The organism is Pseudoalteromonas ardens, assembly GCF_030125445.1.
GTDB lineage: Bacteria > Pseudomonadota > Gammaproteobacteria > Enterobacterales > Alteromonadaceae > Pseudoalteromonas > Pseudoalteromonas ardens.
Window position 1 is genome coordinate 120,030 of record NZ_JASJUV010000003.1, and the last position, 17,001, is coordinate 137,030.

At 48.7% G+C, this 17,001-nt stretch carries 12 protein-coding genes; 9 read left to right on the forward strand and 3 right to left on the reverse strand.

Features of this window, described 5'->3' with window-relative positions; genetic code table 11:
- Nucleotides 1–31 precede the first annotated feature (31 nt).
- Both QNM19_RS11330 and QNM19_RS11335 read left to right on the forward strand, forming a co-directional pair.
- Nucleotides 32–409 (forward strand): group I truncated hemoglobin, encoded by a 378-nt coding sequence (locus tag QNM19_RS11330; protein ID WP_049866189.1) that lies wholly within the window; start codon nucleotides 32–34, stop codon nucleotides 407–409.
- 501 nt (nucleotides 410–910) lie between these two features.
- Nucleotides 911–1,555, forward strand: a complete 645-nt coding sequence (locus QNM19_RS11335; protein WP_010383366.1) for a hypothetical protein — start codon at nucleotides 911–913, stop codon at nucleotides 1,553–1,555.
- 90 nt (nucleotides 1,556–1,645) lie between these two features.
- On the opposite strand, the gene QNM19_RS11340 is transcribed toward QNM19_RS11335, so the two are convergent.
- Both QNM19_RS11340 and QNM19_RS11345 read right to left on the reverse strand, forming a co-directional pair.
- On the reverse strand, nucleotides 1,646–2,455 hold the full coding sequence (locus tag QNM19_RS11340; RefSeq protein WP_049866184.1) for an FkbM family methyltransferase: 810 nt from the start codon (nucleotides 2,453–2,455) through the stop codon (nucleotides 1,646–1,648).
- 243 nt (nucleotides 2,456–2,698) lie between these two features.
- Nucleotides 2,699–3,712, reverse strand: a complete 1,014-nt coding sequence (locus QNM19_RS11345) for a glycosyltransferase family 9 protein (protein WP_049866187.1) — start codon at nucleotides 3,710–3,712, stop codon at nucleotides 2,699–2,701.
- Nucleotides 3,713–4,503: 791 nt separating this feature from the next.
- On the opposite strand from QNM19_RS11345, the gene QNM19_RS11350 reads away from it, so the two are divergent.
- The gene (locus QNM19_RS11350) at nucleotides 4,504–5,334 is read left to right on the forward strand and encodes a sulfurtransferase (RefSeq protein ID WP_049866182.1); all 831 of its coding nucleotides are present in this window, start codon (nucleotides 4,504–4,506) and stop codon (nucleotides 5,332–5,334) included.
- Nucleotides 5,335–5,346: 12 nt separating this feature from the next.
- Here QNM19_RS11350 and QNM19_RS11355 read toward each other — a convergent pair whose 3' ends face one another.
- Nucleotides 5,347–6,528, reverse strand: a complete 1,182-nt coding sequence (locus tag QNM19_RS11355; protein WP_284026709.1) for an ROK family transcriptional regulator — start codon at nucleotides 6,526–6,528, stop codon at nucleotides 5,347–5,349.
- A 294-nt stretch (nucleotides 6,529–6,822) separates the two neighbouring features.
- Between QNM19_RS11355 and QNM19_RS11360 the strand changes: the two genes are divergently transcribed.
- From QNM19_RS11360 to QNM19_RS11385, 6 genes are all read left to right on the forward strand, one after another.
- Nucleotides 6,823–7,908: a substrate-binding domain-containing protein gene (locus QNM19_RS11360; RefSeq protein WP_284026710.1), complete on the forward strand. Its 1,086-nt coding sequence runs from the start codon at nucleotides 6,823–6,825 to the stop codon at nucleotides 7,906–7,908.
- 8 nt (nucleotides 7,909–7,916) lie between these two features.
- Nucleotides 7,917–8,885, forward strand: coding sequence for an ABC transporter permease (locus QNM19_RS11365; protein ID WP_284026711.1), 969 nt, complete (start codon nucleotides 7,917–7,919; stop codon nucleotides 8,883–8,885).
- Complete coding sequence (locus tag QNM19_RS11370; protein WP_010383357.1) at nucleotides 8,878–9,651, forward strand: ATP-binding cassette domain-containing protein; 774 nt, start codon at nucleotides 8,878–8,880, stop codon at nucleotides 9,649–9,651. Before QNM19_RS11365 ends, QNM19_RS11370 begins: the two co-directional genes overlap by 8 nt.
- A gap of 197 nt (nucleotides 9,652–9,848) precedes the next feature.
- Nucleotides 9,849–11,447, forward strand: coding sequence for a glycoside hydrolase family 3 protein (locus tag QNM19_RS11375; protein ID WP_284026712.1), 1,599 nt, complete (start codon nucleotides 9,849–9,851; stop codon nucleotides 11,445–11,447).
- A 166-nt stretch (nucleotides 11,448–11,613) separates the two neighbouring features.
- Entirely contained in the window at nucleotides 11,614–14,217 is a 2,604-nt protein-coding gene (locus tag QNM19_RS11380) for a TonB-dependent receptor (RefSeq protein WP_284026713.1), read from the forward strand.
- Between the two features lie 541 nt (nucleotides 14,218–14,758).
- Nucleotides 14,759–16,933, forward strand: coding sequence for a carbohydrate-binding protein (locus tag QNM19_RS11385; protein WP_049864704.1), 2,175 nt, complete (start codon nucleotides 14,759–14,761; stop codon nucleotides 16,931–16,933).
- Nucleotides 16,934–17,001 lie beyond the last annotated feature (68 nt).

Consider the following 17,001-nt stretch of genomic DNA (forward strand, 5'->3'; position numbering starts at 1 on the left):
ACTCGTGATCATATTGGCCAGTCTATCTCTGATGGGCTGTCAGACCAGCGTAAAGCCAACCCTGTATCAGCAGATTGGCGGTCAAGCCGGGCTTGAACGCCTGGTCGATTTGTTCATTCAGCAGATAGGGCGTGATAAAGCCATTCTGCCTTATTTTGCCAAAGCCAATGTGAGCCATTTTCGCCAAGGTTTTATCACGCATTTGTGCGACACCCTAGATGGGCCCTGTGACTATCAGGGGGACTCTATGGTACAGATCCATACCGGCATGCAGATCACTGAAGCTGATTTTAACCGTGTGGTTGAGTTGCTGATCAATGCCATGACCGAAGCAGACATTGCGCATACCACACAAAACCAGATCCTGGCCAGGCTGGCACCGCTACGTGGTGAGGTGATAAAGATTTGAGTGTACCTCTCTTTGTGCTTACCAGAATCTGGGGTCTCCGTAAAATTGCGCTAAAAGTGTTATGCCAAACCCTGTCTTACTTCGTTGTTACAACACGCACAGCGTAGATAAAAGCTGTTCATCATCCATTTAAGAACTGTATGCCGTGAGTGTGTTGTGGATTTTAGCTTTTACACCGCACCTTTCTCCATCTTTGTTTCGACGTTTAAACTGATTTTTTAATTTTTGTTTGAAGCAATAAACTAAGCTGAAAATGACGATTTTTGAAATAATAAAGGATAGCTTGTTTCTGATTTTTATTCTTATATTTTAATTGTTTTATTTTTGTTATTGTTTCGGCTTTTATTGTTGTTTATTTATTTTTATTTTGATTTTTCTACTATTGTTATTTGTGTTTTTATTGTTTTATTTTTGTTTTAAAATTGTCTTTACTTTGTAAATTGTGATTTGTAGAGTTGGCCTGCACTATTTAGTGCATTAACGAAATAAAAGGATATTAATATGAATCTTAAAAAAGTAGCGGTGTCTTTGTTGATTGGATGTGGATTTGCAATGACTGCCACAGCACAACCTGCTGAAGAATTTGTGACTGTAAGCAACGGCTCAAAATATAATTTTAGAATTGGTTTACAGGCACTGGATGATGCTGGCAGAGATCCGGGCAGGGTTGAATATACCAAGTATTTATCTGCTGGTTCAAATGTACAATCTGAGTGGGCAGTTGACAGAGACGCCTATGATCCTGATGCGTTAAAACTTCACCTTTCCATACTGAATCATCTTCCCTCGGATCGAGATTTCCGTATTGCTATTCAGGCTGCAGACCGCGGTGGCCGTGGAGATTTTGGTTACTGGCAATATACGCCCTGGGCGAGTGAAGGTGGCGGCTGGTCAGGCATGGCATTTGATACTGACCGATTTGACCCGGATGCATTCCGTATTCGAATCGAAACGCGTACCTGGAGTGGTAGCCACTCATTCAGTGATTTTCGTATCGGTCTGAGAGTATCTGACCGTGGAGGTCGTGAAGTGGGTAATGCGACTTACACACCTTGGGCTTCGTATGGTGGTGGCTGGACTGGCCTGGCCACGGACAACGATGCTTATGATTTTGATGGTTTTGAAGTAAATCTGGAAGTGCGCTAGATCTGAGTATTTAAAAGTAGATAATATTAGCTCAACAATAATATTATAAATTATTGTTGAGCTTTTTTAATTGTTGTGTTTTTTGATTTTCTATTCAAAGGCAATGTTATAATCCGGTTTTTTTGGGTTGTTTGGGAAGTCCAGCCCCTCTACCGGGTAGCTGTGTTGAGAAGGCGCTGGATCTGACATCAGACTTTTATTGATAAAGGTGATTTCCACCGTCTCAGGAAAATCAATCGCGTCTACGTATTTACCGTAGTTGTTACCATGAATATGTACGACATGGAAATACTCAGACATCGCTGTAATAAAATCATTGAACTGCGTCGTTTTTGTATCCAGGTGATGAAACTCTGCCGCCACCACATTGATCCTGTTGGCATGCTTACACAGGTCATTGATAATCTGATATTCAGCCCCCTCAATATCCATCTTCAGGAAAACGGTGTCTTGGTGATCGCCGCAATGGTGCTCGATTAACTCATCCAGGCTGATATCCAGCTGACCTGATGTTTCGCTGACACGGCGTTGTAAATGACGATTCTGGCCACGGAAGAAGCTGTAAAAGAACACACAGTTTAATAAACGCGTCCAGTACTTCTGGCGTTTGTCATTGCGAAACAGCAGCGTATTAATCAGCGATTTGACGCTATTTTGCAGGATTTTGCGTACAATGAAGCTAAGCCCAACGGTATAATCCACGCCAACCACCCGGCAGTCCGGGTTAAGCGCCTGGAACTCTTTGTCAAACCGCCAGTCATCATTAATGCCCAGTGAGAGTAACACGTCGGTGTCTTGGATATGAGTTTTGGGGATGACATAGCCCCCGTCAAATTGGTTACCCATGCGGATAAGATCCGCGCTGTGTTTAGGGTGAAGTTCTTGCTTTTTGATTTTCATGCAGACATTCCAGCAATTTATTAGTACGTACTCGACTTTATCTTCTGCTTTAGAAAAACATTTTTATATGAAAGTTTACCTATGTTTGAATTATTTTAATTATTTGTTTCGGTGTGTCGGGGGAGCGCGTTGATTGCTCATTTTGATTCGGAATGAGCTGTTTAAGTTTTTTATCTTTTATCTTTTATCTTGGGCGTGTCCTCCATCACCCTTGAAATGGGCAATGAAGGCGGAGTGTGTTTGTTAACTTTTTGGAGTGTCGAGCAGTGCAATATACTGACGTGCAATCATTTCGGGGCTGATATCATTGATGATCTCATGCTCGACCATGCTGGTTGATGGACTTTCCAAAGCTATCAGGTTGTTTTGTAATGGCCTTACAATAGACCAGGGAGAAGTCCCTAACCCGACCAGGGCCAGACAAGGTACGTTACAGGCAGCTGCAATATGCATAGGACCTGAGTCTATGGAGATCATGGTATCCATCGCGGCGATCGTATCAACCAATTCCCCAAGCGTAGTTTTGCCGGCCAGATTCGTGGCAGGCACCTTATTCTTTGTTAACGCTTGAGATAAACGGGCTGCGTCTTCTGATTCGGATGGATCCCCCAGAATGTAAAAGTGAGTTTCTGTAGATTTTGCTATGCATGTGAGGGCATCGACACTTTTGGCGACGTCATAGTGTCGGGTTCCTTTGTTCTTACCACCAACGTAGACCGCTGTTTTGTGAATGTGCTTCGGTAGCGCTATGGTGCGTGGTGACAAAGAGGGTAACTCAAAGTGAGAAAAAGGACGATTATGAACGTCATTCACTAGTCGGCAGTACCGATGAATATAATGATGACACTCGTTGAGCTTTAGAGCATGGCTGAGCAGCGGCTTACGGCCATTCTGTGCATATCCAATAATGAGCGGTATGTGAGCCAGTTTCGCAAGTAATGCTTCACGTATTGATCCTCTGAACAACACCGCCATAGCATACTTCGTCTTTCTCAGCGTACGTGCAAAAGAAAACATACCCTGCTTGTGTTCTTTGCAATAGCGATTATCTGCAATTAGCTCAATATTGTAATGTGCTGCGCGTTCAAGGACTTCAAGCATATAAGGACGCGCCAGTAGATGTATCGAATGCTCCGGATATAGCGACCTGAGCATAGCAATTGCTGGCAAAGTATTGATGGCATCACCGATAAATTTAGGTAAAACCACCAGTATCGGGCCACGTACTTTGTCTTGTGTGATTGTTTTCGAGGACATAACGTTATAAATAATCAACGGATTTTTTCGAGTATAACCTGTCTAAAAAGGGATATCACCACTGTGTGTTTCTGAGTGAAGCTATGCGCCGTGCTTCGCTAAGCTGTGTGTGTGTTTTCAACGGGGAGTGTTCAGAGCGATAGCGGGTGCGCTGGCAAAAAAAGTCGCGACCAGGATGGCAATTGGGTACATTTAGGATTTTGATTTTTATAAGGAAAGGGAGATTTATTTATGAGCAAGTACTTGCTCGGTTGCGCTTCATGATTGCTCTGCAATACTGCCGTGTTGACCCAGCAGACAGACTACAACTACCTCGCGCTTGGTCATTAGACCTTTGATTTTTCAGATGACTCATCAGGTTTCTCGTTTGCTGCTATTGGTAGTTCAGGCAGTGTTTACTGGGAAGCGCAAGCAATGTTTGGCATGAGCATGCCGATATTTAGGGTGCACGCGTTCAGTATCAGCGTGTGTTTGTTGGAAAACGGGACGCTAAACTGGGCATTGGCTTTGAGCATGTTTCGGGAGAAGGTGCTGACGATAACGCGTTTTTTTGGTTAGCTTAGGGGACCGCTTTAATCGTCACCTGGTGACGAATATGGTTTATCGCGACGCAGGTGACTATACGTTGACCACGGTGAGTCTGAGGTTCGCTTTCTAATCAACAGGCGTATGCAGGGCCGATGTCTCAGAGCCAGAGTCCGGCTGGTTCTGTTCAATCTTGCATTGTTTCTGAGATATTTCCCATCTAGTATTAATGGCAATTTGAATCACTCAAGACACTGTGTTAACAAATGAAAAACATCAAAAGTTGTCACTGGTTACTGAAAAACCTCAATCGCGTCACTGTGCTTGATTGTGGCATGCTCAAACCAGGAACAAAAGGAAATTATGTGCCATCGGGGATCATTGCCGGGGCAAAACGTTTTGATATCAGCCACGCCTTTAGCGATGCCAATGGCGCGTGCCCCAATACAATGTGCAGTGCAGCGCAATTTCAGCATGGCGTCAGGGCGTTGGGAATTAACCAGCAGGATACTGTGGTAGTTTACGACAATTTTGCTTTGTTCAGTGCTGCCCGGGCCTGGTGGATGTTTAAAGCCATGGGGTTTGAGCAGGTTTATGTGCTGGATGGGGGCTTAGTCAAGTGGCTAGAGCTGGGTCTCCCCGTTGCGACTGAGTATGCGCACAGCTGCGAGCCTGGAGATTTCGTTGTTGACCCCCAAAGCGGTTACTTCATTGATAAGCATGCTGTGCTGGCGGGGATAGAGAGCGCTGAAGTGTTACTTCTGGATGCCCGCAGCCCGGCGCGGTTTAGCGGTCAGGAACGAGAACCCAGAGTTGGGATGCGCAGTGGCCATATTCCGGGCAGTGCGAATGTCCATTATGCGAGCGTACTGGATGACAGCGGATTAATTAAACCTAAAGCACAGTTACGGGCATTATTAACGGACGCCGGGGTCACTAATCAGGCCTTACAATTTAGCTGTGGCTCCGGGGTGACAGCCTGTATTTTGGCTATGATTGCGGATGAATGTGGGTTTTACCCTTTATCCGTCTATGACGGATCCTGGAGTGAATGGGGGCAAGACGCAAGTCTGCCTGTTGCCACTTGCCCCGCATAAGACTTTACTAATCTAGTAAACCAGCTCCTGAAGTTCACTGGGCTGGTTAATGGCAGGAAAGTACAAAGTCTGCATGTTCTTGGCGCTGAGCGCACTGTGCAGCGGCAAAGTCGCAATGCCCTTGAGGGCAATGTTGGCAACGTCCGGAGTTTTGACTAGCCGCACCACCTGGCGTTCACCAAACTGCGCAATGGATGGAATGAATGGACGCAACTCAGACGTGAGTTTATCAAGCAGCCAGTCATTGATGTCACCGCCCAAAATGATGGTCTGTGTATTCAGCAGGGACTCAATGCTGTGGATCGCTATCCGCATCGGCTCCGCAGCCTGTTCTAGCCAGCGCTCTATCACCGGATGTTCCTGTAGCTGGTGATGCAGCTCTTCGGTGCTGCAACCAGGGCGTCCGAGGCTATTTTTTAGGGCACTTAACGAGGCGAAGTCGTTCAATCGACCCAGCTCAGCGGTGTCATCATCTGTTTCAGGGGTCACAAACAGCTCACCCAATGCGCCGGTCAGACCATTCTGACCGAGCAGGATCCGTCGATCGTATACCACCGCTGACTCTACCTGATTGCCCAGGTGTACATAGACAAAGCTGTCCAGCAGCCTGGCTTCGCCAAACAGCATCTGAAAACTGGCGCAGGCAGAGGCCGTTGTTTCCAGTGCCACGGGTACGCCCAGCGTATCGGCCAGTTGTTGCTGAAGTTCCCGGTTGTGAGCAAAAATCTCGACGCCCTTTAGATGGCTCAGTTGAACCGACAAGCCGCAGCCTAGTACCTGAGAGACGCTCAGGTTGGCGACGGTCAATAGGGTGTCAATCAGGTATTTGACCTTGTCGAGTAGGGTATTACCCGCGTCAAGGTGGGTGTGCAGTCGGTTGAGCAGTTCACCGTTGAGATAAAACAGGCCGACTTCCAGCTCGCGGTCAACGATGCGTATTGCCAGTGTGTATGCGGCCTTTTTATTCAGAACCAGCATCTTTGAGGGTTTACCTGCCCCTTCTGACTTTTTTATACCGGTTTCTTCAACAAGTTGAACGCTCAGCAGTTCTTCCACCATGTTGGTAATGGTTTGCTTGGTCAATTGGGTATTGCGGGCAATCTCAACACGGGAGATTGGCCCCTGAGTGACAATCTGAGAGAGTACAAGACGCAAATTTATCGATTTATTCTGTTTTGCGTTGGAGCCTTTCAATGTGTTCGCCTTACTATTTGAATCTAATTTGGGGGCTTTATCATGATATTGCCCCAGTCAATGTGCCGTATGTACCTGCTTACACAACACATTCTCCCTGAACTAAGCCGATCATCTTACTCGATCATGAGGCTAAACCGAATAAAAAATAATTAGTCAAACTAATTGACATAAACGGTTTGTTGGCTGAATATGACTATAAATACAACAAAACTGATCCTAAATGCCAGTATAAAAATGGCAGTTAGGACGTTCGCAAGCGCGAATTTTAATAATCAACAGCAGGATCTACCTATGTCTACAGGAACTCAGATGAATGGCCACCGCCGTCGGACGTGGTTTAGCGGGATGTTTGCCGCTGCTGCGCTCTGCGCAACGTCGATGAGCTGGGCGGCACAAAGTATTGACTGGAGCAAAGCGGCAAAATCCAGTGATATCCACCTGACAGAGCAGCAGAGTGAGCAAATTAAATCAAAAGATTTGACTGCAGCGCTTGTTTGGCATGGGGCCAGCCCCTGGGTGGCAGCGGTATCGCGCGGTGCACGCGCCGAATTTGAAAAGTTAGGCATTAAAGTGGTGGCTGCGACTGACGCGCAGTTTGACCCTGCGAAGCAAGTGGCCGATCTGGAGAACATTGCTGCATTGAAGCCCGATATTATTCTTTCACTCAGCGTCGATGGGGTCAGTACCAAACAAAGCTATGCCAAAGCCATTGAGCGTGGTGCCAAACTGGTATTGCTGAGTAACCCCATCCCGGGGTTTGAGCAAGGCAAAGACTTTGTCGGTATTGTGACGGATGACATGTTTGGGATGGGTAAAGCGGCGGCTGATCTGACGGCCGATGCGTTGGGTGATAAAGGTAAGATCGGCATGATTTACCACGATGCCAGCTACTTTATCACCAATAATCGTGATAATGCTTATCGCAAGGGTCTGAAAGCTTACCCCGGATTAAATGTGGTCATTGAACGGGGGTTCATCAAAGAGCATGAGACCAGCAATGTCGCAGCAGCGATGGTATTGCAGCACCCGGAGCTGGAAGCCATATATGTATCCTGGGATGCCGCTGCGGAAGGGGTGGTGGAAGCACTACGTTCTTTAGGTCGACGCGATATTAAAGTGATCACCCATGACCTGGGTGTGAACAACCTGCTGGATATGGCGATGGATGGCAATGTGCATGGCACCATTGCAGACAGGCCATTCGACATCGGGCAAACCATGGCCCGGCTCGGCGCTGCCTCTACCCTGGGTTTACCGGCGCCACACTTTACCTTAGTGCCGTTTGATACCGTCAAGCGAGACAATATTGCTGAGATCTGGCAGCGCGCCTTTCAGTCGCCCCTGCCAAGACTCCTGAATTTAGCGTTAAAACAATAAGGAATACCATGAGCGTTAATCAACTACCTATGCAGCAACTCAAGTTGCTGGCTGTGAAACGAGAGTTTTTTATCTACTATATATTCCTTGCAGTGATGCTGATTTTTGCAGTCGCACTGCATGATACGGGCTTTTTTAGTCTGACTAACTTTATGAACATCGTGCGTCAAACGGCACCGATCACTGTGATGGCGGTGGGGCTGACCTTTGCGCTGGCAGTCGGCCATATTGACTTATCGATAGGCTCTGTGGTGGCTTTATCTGCCCTGGTGGGCGCCCTGCTGTTGCAACATGTGGGCATTCCTCTGGCCGTGCTGGGGGCACTCAGTGTCGGTTTGATTGTCGGCCTGATCAACGGTTTGCTGATTGAGCGTTTGCAGGTGTCATCTCTGTTGATCACTCTGGGCACTATGGGCGTGATCACCGGTCTGTCGCGCCAGCTGACGAACCTGGAGTCGGTGCCAATCATAGATCAAACTTTCACCGCGTTTTTTGGTGCTGGTGAAGTGTTTGGCGTTCCTTCCTTATTTATCTGGACCCTGGTGATAGCGGCACTGGGCTATGTGGTCCTGACTAAGCTTGCATTTGGTAAGCACTTACTTGCAGTGGGCGGTAGCCCTAAAGCGGCCCTGGCGATGGGGATTAAAGTGACTCAGGTGCGCATTTATGCCCTGGTTATTTCTTCTATGGCGGCTGCGCTGGCCGGACTCTTGTATGCCGGTCGTTTGCACGGCGCGCGTTATACCCTGGGTGAGGCAGATCTGCTGACCGTCATTGCAGCCGTTGCGATTGGTGGCACCAGCTTGTTTGGTGGCCGCGCGTGTATTATCGGCGCCATTCTGGGGTCCTGGTTAATGGGCATGATCAACAACGGTCTGATCTTGTCTGGTTTTTCCACAAACGAACAAATGATAGCGCGCGGTGCCATCTTGATTGTGGCTGTGGCAATTGGTGTCAAGGAGTTGAAAAATGGTTAGAAGTGCATTGGATCAAATCGCCCTCGAAGTGAGGGACGTACATAAGCGTTTTGGTGGTGTACATGCGCTTAAAGGCGTGAGCTTTACCATCAACAAAGGCGAAGTTGTGGGATTGCTCGGCGACAATGGTGCTGGTAAATCAACTCTGGTGCGCTGTATCTCTGGGATCCATCCACCCGATGAAGGGGCCATTCTGGTCAATGGTCAGCCGGTACATATTGACTCTCCTTTGGCATCACGTGAAGCGGGAATAGAGACGGTGTTTCAGGATCTGGCCATGGTGCCGGAGTTCGATATCACAGAAAACCTGTTTCTTAACCGAGAGATCCGTCATAAGAATCCAATCTTACGCCGACTTGGCTGGCTGGATAAAAAAGCCATGGAGAAGCGTGCGAAGAAAGCCCTGAATCGACTGAACAGTCGTATCCCCAGTTATCAGGAACAGATCCATCGTCTGTCTGGTGGTCAGCGTCAGGCTGTTGCCATTGCTCGTGCGGTGAACTGGGGAGCTGACATTGTGATCATGGATGAGCCGACGGCAGCGCTGGGGGTTGAGCAGAGTGCGCAGGTCAATGAACTGATCAATGTGATCAGCTCTCAGGGGGTTGCCGTCCTGCTGATCAGTCACAACATGCAGCATGTGGTCGAAACCTGTGATCGTGCAGTGGTGTTGTATCAGGGGCAGTCAGTGGCAGATGTGTCGGTTAGCGATGTGACCAAAGAAGACTTGGTCGGGCTGATCACGGGCGCTAAATCTGCCGCCTAACACAGTGTCTGTCCGGGCTCATGCCTGGCCAACAAGCTGAAGGTGGAAGCGTATTGCTCCGCCTTCTGCCCAGGCTAGGTATATAAACGGATCAGTTTCACCCGCGAGGTGCCAGACAGGCGCTTCCTTATCTGAACGAATAATAAATCGGTGCCGCGGCGCTGAGGGCTTTGTTTTGCCAAAAATCAGAGGGCAGTATGGATATTGAAAAGAAAGTAGCACAGCTTATCGACACACTTTCTATCGAAGAAAAGGTTGGACAGCTGTTTGTTCTGGCATTTGCCGGAGAAGATCGTGATTACGCAAAGACGCTGGTCAAGGAACGGCATATTGGGGGCTTTTACATCACCGATGACAATGCCGCTAACCCGACCAGTGCAGCGCAGTTAGCCCGTGAGTTACAGCATGAGGCGGCATTGAGAGCCTGCGATGCGCCTTTACTACTGGCCGTTGATCAGGAAGGTTCCTGGGGGATCCTGACTCAGTATACCGATCTGGGACCGGGTAACCTGGGTCTGGGTAAAGCGGACAACACGGCGCTGACGGCAGACATGTATCAGGTCTTTGCCGAGCAGATGCAGGAAGTTGGCTACAACACTCTGCTGTCACCCTGTGCGGATGTGAATGCCAACCCAGATAACCCGATCATTGGTCTGCGTGCCTTTGGTGAGCAGACTCACCATGTTGCTCGTCATGTTGCTGCTGCGGTGCGTGGCGTGCAGCGTAGTGGCAGCCTGAGTTGTGCCAAACATTTCCCGGGTCACGGAGATACCCACAATGACTCGCACCAGACACTGCCCGTGGTTGATAAGTCTTTGCAGCAATTGATGCGCGAGGATCTGCTGCCTTTTAAGGCGGCAATTGAGTCTGGGGTGCCGCTGATCATGACCAGTCATATCAGCTACCCGCAAATCGATGCCGACTATCCGGCGACCTTATCGTCGACCATTTTGCAGGGCGTATTGCGCCAGCAGTTAGGGTTTAGCGGCATTATCATCACCGACAGCATGAATATGTGGTCCATGCGTAAGAACTATGCGCCAGAAGAAGCGGCCATCCTGGCATTACAGGCAGGTGCCAACCTGGTGATGCTCAGTGAAGAACACTACGAAAACAGCACGACCCCTTACAAAGCGATCCAGGCACAAACCATTGATGGCGTAATTGCTGCGGTTAAACAGGGCAGTTTAAGTGAATCGGTTATCGACGCCCGCTTGCAGCAGGTACTGGCATTTAAATATCAGCACTTTGCCACTTCATCGCAAACAACCGCCAGTGTGCTGGAAAGCGCGAATGAGCTGGCGCGCGATGCGGCAAGTTCGGCCATTCGGGTATTACGCAATGACGACCAGCAGTGGCCACTCGAAGACCGCGCATTTACGCTGGCATTTGCCGCTGATCCCAAAGGGTACGACAACATTGTTAATAGCCGGGGGATCGGTCCTAACGATCCGAACTCAGCCCGGGATGTGATCCTTGAGACGCTTGCAGAGCGCGGGCGGGAATATCGACTCTGGCAGCATGAGCAATTTATGGCTGCGCTGCAAGCACCCACCGAACCGCTGGCTGAGCCTTTAGTGTTGATCACTGAAGATTACCCCTTACCGGGAGAAAGCTTCGATGTGGCAGACCAGCAGCAACGTGTGCAGCAGGCACTACAAAAGTGGCCTGGCAGGGTCATAGTGATCGCCATGCGTTCCGACTACGAATTATCGCAATATGCTGATTTATCAACTTATGTTTGTGCTTACTCGAGCAGGGCCGTGAGTGCCCGGGTTATCGCAGAGCAACTTTAAAAAGATCAGCAAAACGAAATAATAAGTGCTTGACAATTAGTCAAAATGATTTAATAAATACTTAGTATATCAATTTTACTAATAAAAAATGACAGTTTGATAATAACACAAGCCAGTCGACTCACTGGGAATGAACGGCTTGGGAAAAGGCAAAGGGGAGAAGAGCATGAAAAATCAGGGCTCAAAGGTAAAAACCAAGTATCTGAATAACTATTTGAAATCCAGTTACGTGGCAGTATGTGTAGCAACAGCGTTGTCGGGTATGTCGTTTGGTGCTGCGGCTGAGGAACAGAGTGGTGCGAATCAGGCAATCGAAACCATTGAAGTAAGAGGGATCAGACGCAGCCTCACGGAGGCGCTGAACACCAAGCGTTTCGCCAACTCTGTTGTTGACTCGATTTCGGCTGAAGACATAGGTAAATTCCCGGACAAGAACATCGGTGATGCGATGCAGCGTATTCCGGGTGTGACTGTGGTCAGAACCTTTGGTGAGGTCAGCGGTGTGACGGTGCGTGGTACTGCACCTGAGCACAGTATGGTGTTGCTGAATGGCCAGAACGTTGCCAGTGTTGGTTGGTTTGACCTGGGTGGTGTGAACCGTAGCTTTAACTTTGAAATGCTTGCGTCAGAACAAATCTCCGGTATGGATGTGTATAAGTCGGTTGAGTCGGATATCAACGAGGGCGCTATGGGTGGTACGGTTAACCTTAAAACCCGTAAGCCCCTGGATATGGACTCAGGTACTGTATTTGCGTCCGTAGAAAATGCCTATCATGGTAACGCCAAAGAGTGGTCGCCAGCCTACTCAGGTCTGGCAAGCTGGAAAAACGAGCAGGAAAACTTTGGTATCCTGGTTGCCTATTCAAATGAAGAGTCGAAAGTATATCGCGAGACGTTATCTACATTCGGCCCTCCTGGTGCAACGACACTCGAAGACAGCAATGGTGTACTCAGAAAAACGTCTTGTTGTGCGGCATCTATTCTGTTCGATGAAGACAGAGAACGCAGCAGTAGCCAGATCAGTGTTCAGTATGCGCCGAGCGATGCGCTGACACTTGGCCTGGATTACAATTTATTCGAACTGGAAAACGACCACATTAACTCGGCCTTATTCACCATTATGGATTATGGCACCTTGCAGGGTGATTCGGTCAGAGTGAATGAGCAAGGGATTGTTACCGCAGCGACGGTCACTGCCTCTGGTCCAGGTCGCGCCCCTTTGTTCAACAACACGGTATTGCGTACACCAGATATGCAAACGGATGTCATTAACTTTACTGCAAATTATCAGGCAGAGGACTGGTCTGCCGACTTTGTTCTTGGTCAGTCAACCGCTGAAGGCCGAATTGGCCAGACAAGTACCTGGTGGGGTGATATCAGTGAGCGTGCCAATTCAGGTTTTTCTTATGATGTGAGCGGCCCGCTAGAGCTTATTCCGGTCAACCCGGACTATATGAGTAGTCATGATAATTTTGAACTGTTCCATGAATATACCTATATCAATTATGAACGCGATAATGAGATAGATTACATTCAGGCCGATTTTACCTTTGAGCTGGATTCACCTGTGATGACCTCAATTCAGGCAGGCATTAAGTTCCAGGAACAAGTGTTTTCATACCAGGAAAATAACCAGGATCTGAATGTTGACGCTATCCGTGAAGGGGGTGAACGACTGACTCTTGGTGACTTTAACGGTGGTTTTGTGTCGGGTCTGCATAGTGCCGAAGGGCGCGCGGGTAGCTTGTCAGGTTTTCCAATCGGTACTCGCGGGTTGTGGGATTATGCGCGAAGCAATGCACCGGGCACTGTCACAGTGAAAGATGCCTTCTCTATTGAAGAGGACATTGCCGCTGCGTACGTAAAAGCCAACTTTTCAGGAGAAGGCTTCCGCGGTAACTTAGGCTTGCGTATAGTCGAAACCGATATTCTCTCCAAAGGTGAAATCAATGGGGTGAAGGGAGAAGTCGATAAAAGTTATACGAATTATCTTCCCAGCCTGAACCTGGCGATCGATCTGAGCGAAGACATGATCTTCCGATTTGCGGCGGGATCAACGGTATCACGACCAGACTATGACGACATGAAAGTCGCGGACATTATTTCAGAGAGCTTTAAAACAGCGAATGTCGGTAGCCCGGACCTGGACCCGTATAAGTCAGACCAATACGACATGGGTGTTGAATGGTACTTTAATCCGTCTTCTGTGCTAGGTGCGACCTTGTTTGTGAAGAACATCAGTGACTACATTGAGCAAACGACTGCTGCTGAGTTCTACCCAGGATGTGGTGAAGGGTGTCTGGTGACGCGTTCGCGTAACGTCGGTACAGCCGATGTACGTGGTATTGAATTGCAGTATCAGCATGCGTTTGAAAACGGCTTTGGTATACAGGCAAACTACACCTATACCGATAGCAGCCGCACTGACTCGACGGGTAAGGAAATGCCCATCGAAGAAGTATCACAAAACTCATATAACCTGTCGGGTTATTACGAAAACGACCTGTTCAGTGTGCGCCTCGCTTACAACTACCGTGATGACTGGGTACGCCAGTATAACGGCAGCAGCCTGGATAGCCTGAACGATGCATACGACCAGGTTGATGCCTCGGTGGTGTGGCATGTGACCGACAACGTTGATGTGTCATTTGAAGCGATTAACCTGCTCAATGAGGCGCTGGTGCTAAGACAGCCAACAGCAGGCAATATCGTCCATGCTGTCGATGAGTTTGGTACGCGTTACTTTGTGGGTGCCAGTGTTCGCTTCTAACACTGACTTTGTGCACGGTATCCCATGCCGTGCGGCCTCAGTATAAGGGAAGTTCCCGCTTCCTTTAGACCAGTTCGGTTTTAACTGGTCAATTCGCACATCACCTGGCAAGGAAGATTGCCCAGGTGTGCGGATAAGGGGACATACACTCAATGTTCTGGCACTGTTTGCCGGACTGGTGCGATGTGCCCACACTTCTACTCGGTTAAGGCAAGTTTGCCCGGCTTGCCTTATTTCACCTGTTGTTACCTGATCTTACGCATGAAACTTTATTGCAATAAATTTTGTAAAAACGATTGACTTATTATTTTGCGAACGCTAGCTTGTATATTAGTTGAGCAAATAGAAATGCCTGTTTTGTAGATTCAGCAAGATAGGTTAGCTCACTGCTTCAGCGATATAAACCCGGTGTGGATAATTAATGCGGGTTTATTGGTAGGCGGCTTAGGGTTGGGTCGCGGATGTTCATTAAAATTGTTGCTCTGATCGGGTTGATATTGCTGGATTTGTTTCGATTAAAAAAATAATGAGGAAACACCTAATGAAATTGAAAATGACAGGATGTGCAGTAGCCGTAATCTTAAGTTGTTCTGCGTCAGCGGGAACAGGCGTACAGGACTTTTTGGATAGCTTAAGAAACTTCGAATCAGGTATTAATCCTGCTCTGGCAGATTTTTACCTTGAGAACCTGAATAACCCGGTTTACAAGTATGCCAAAGTGTCAGCGCCTGGTCGTATGGTACGTGACTGCTCAACAGGCAGCATGATCCCGGAAGATACTACCATTAATCAGTTCTTCACTAAGCTGGGCATTGACGGCATCTATAACTCACAAACGCCGTATAGCGCTGAGATGTTCAAAACCATGCAGTATAACTCGATGAATGCCTGGGGTTTCGTGGGTTATCAGCTGGGTGAAGCGGTACTGATCGATGCCGGTTACTATAGCCCGAAAGTAGTGACTGTGGATGGTAAGGAATACGACAGTTTCTATGTGTTTGTGGAAGACAGCACCTGGATTGGCTGTAAAACGGAAGCCCTGGTTGAGATCGTCGGCTCAGGTGGTAACCAAATCCAGGCAACAGATGTAAACCGCTGGGAAGGGACCTTTGTTGGTAAGAATGGCGTCAACTCGTTTGCAGATCTGCTGATCCCGGATAATCAGGAACTGGTGATGCGTGATGCTATGCGGTTTAACTATGGCGTAATGACGCAATTGCTGACCGATGCCAACATGACCTGGGAGCAGGCACTGGCGAAGAGCTGGCCTGGCACAGACGACAATGGTAACGCCATCACAGTACAAGCAACCATGTCTGGCCTGCTGGCTGCGGCCCACTTACGTGGTGCCTGGGGTACAGCACGCCTGCTGACCAAGGATGAAATCACCTGTGATGAACTGGGTACCTGTATCACCAAATATGTACATAAGTTTGGTGGCTACAACACTATCTTCGACACGCCAGCAGATGACGTTATCGAAGGCTCTAAATACGATGAAAAGCTCTCCGCTGGTTGGGGTAACGACTTAGTACTGCCAGGCGGTGGTGCAGACACCATTGAACTGCACGAGCAAAGCGGCTCAGTGACCACAGTTCGTGACTTCACTGTTGGCGAAGATCGTATCATCCTGCGTGACTGGCAGGCTGCTGCGCCACTGAGTAACCTGTCTGTGTCAGACGTACCTGCAGGTGTTGAGTTAGCGTTTGCTGGTCAGCGTGTGGTGCTCGAAGGCGTATCGGCTGCGGCTGTGAACGTTAATACCGAAGCGGTGATCGCCCAGTCGGATATCTATGAAATTGCGTGGTCAGGTAAGCAAACTGTGACGGGCTTCAATCCTCAGCTGGATAAGATCCGTGGCACCGCAGGAATTGGCTTTAAGCACCTGAAAGCCTACGAAACAGACACAGCTTTGGTCGTCGGCGTACAGGCTAAAGATGGCGGTATTTACAGCTCGGTTGAGCTGGTCGGTCTGACAGTGGCTGATCTGACGCCTGAGATGTTTGATAACGTCACTGGTGGTTATGACCGCCTGGGCTTCATCGTGCCTCTGAACAGCCAGAACTGGGGCTGGAATATGGCGCTGACAGTGAACAGCTTTGACCCGGCAAAAACCGTGATCAGCATGCCACTGTTCAACTATACCTTCTCTATGCTGGTGCTAACGCAGGAAGGTGCTGATACGGTGATCACGCTGGATGAGACCGCATCAAAAGGCGATCAGAAACGTCTGGTACTGAAAAACACCGATGTGAACAGCCTCAGCGCTGCAAACTTCGATTACGTATCGGGTAACTTTGTTGATGCCGTGATTGACGTGCCGGTATTCTACGATATTACGGCAACGGTTGTGGGCACGGGTGGTAGCATTTCACCAGCGCCGGATGCAAGCGGTGTGATCAGCGCGAAAGGCAACACCGACTTTACGCTGACCTTTGTACCAGATAGCGGTTATCGTGTCGCCACACTGAAAGTTGATGGCGTGAGCGTGACAGCGCAGTCAAGCTACACTTTCCCGGCATTGTCTGCGACGCACAGCGTACAGGTGACCTTTGAACCTGGCAATTCTTGCCCGGCACCATGGAATGAAACTCAGGTATACACCGGCGGTGATCAGGTGACCTTTGGCGGTAAAACCTATGAAGCGAAGTGGTGGACTCAGGGCAACAACCCGGCCTCACTGGGCCCATGGAAAGAAATTGCCAATTGTCAGTAATGACACGTTAGTACGGTTTGATTAAGAGCAAGCCATGGCACGCGCAAGCGGCCATGGCTTTTTTGTGT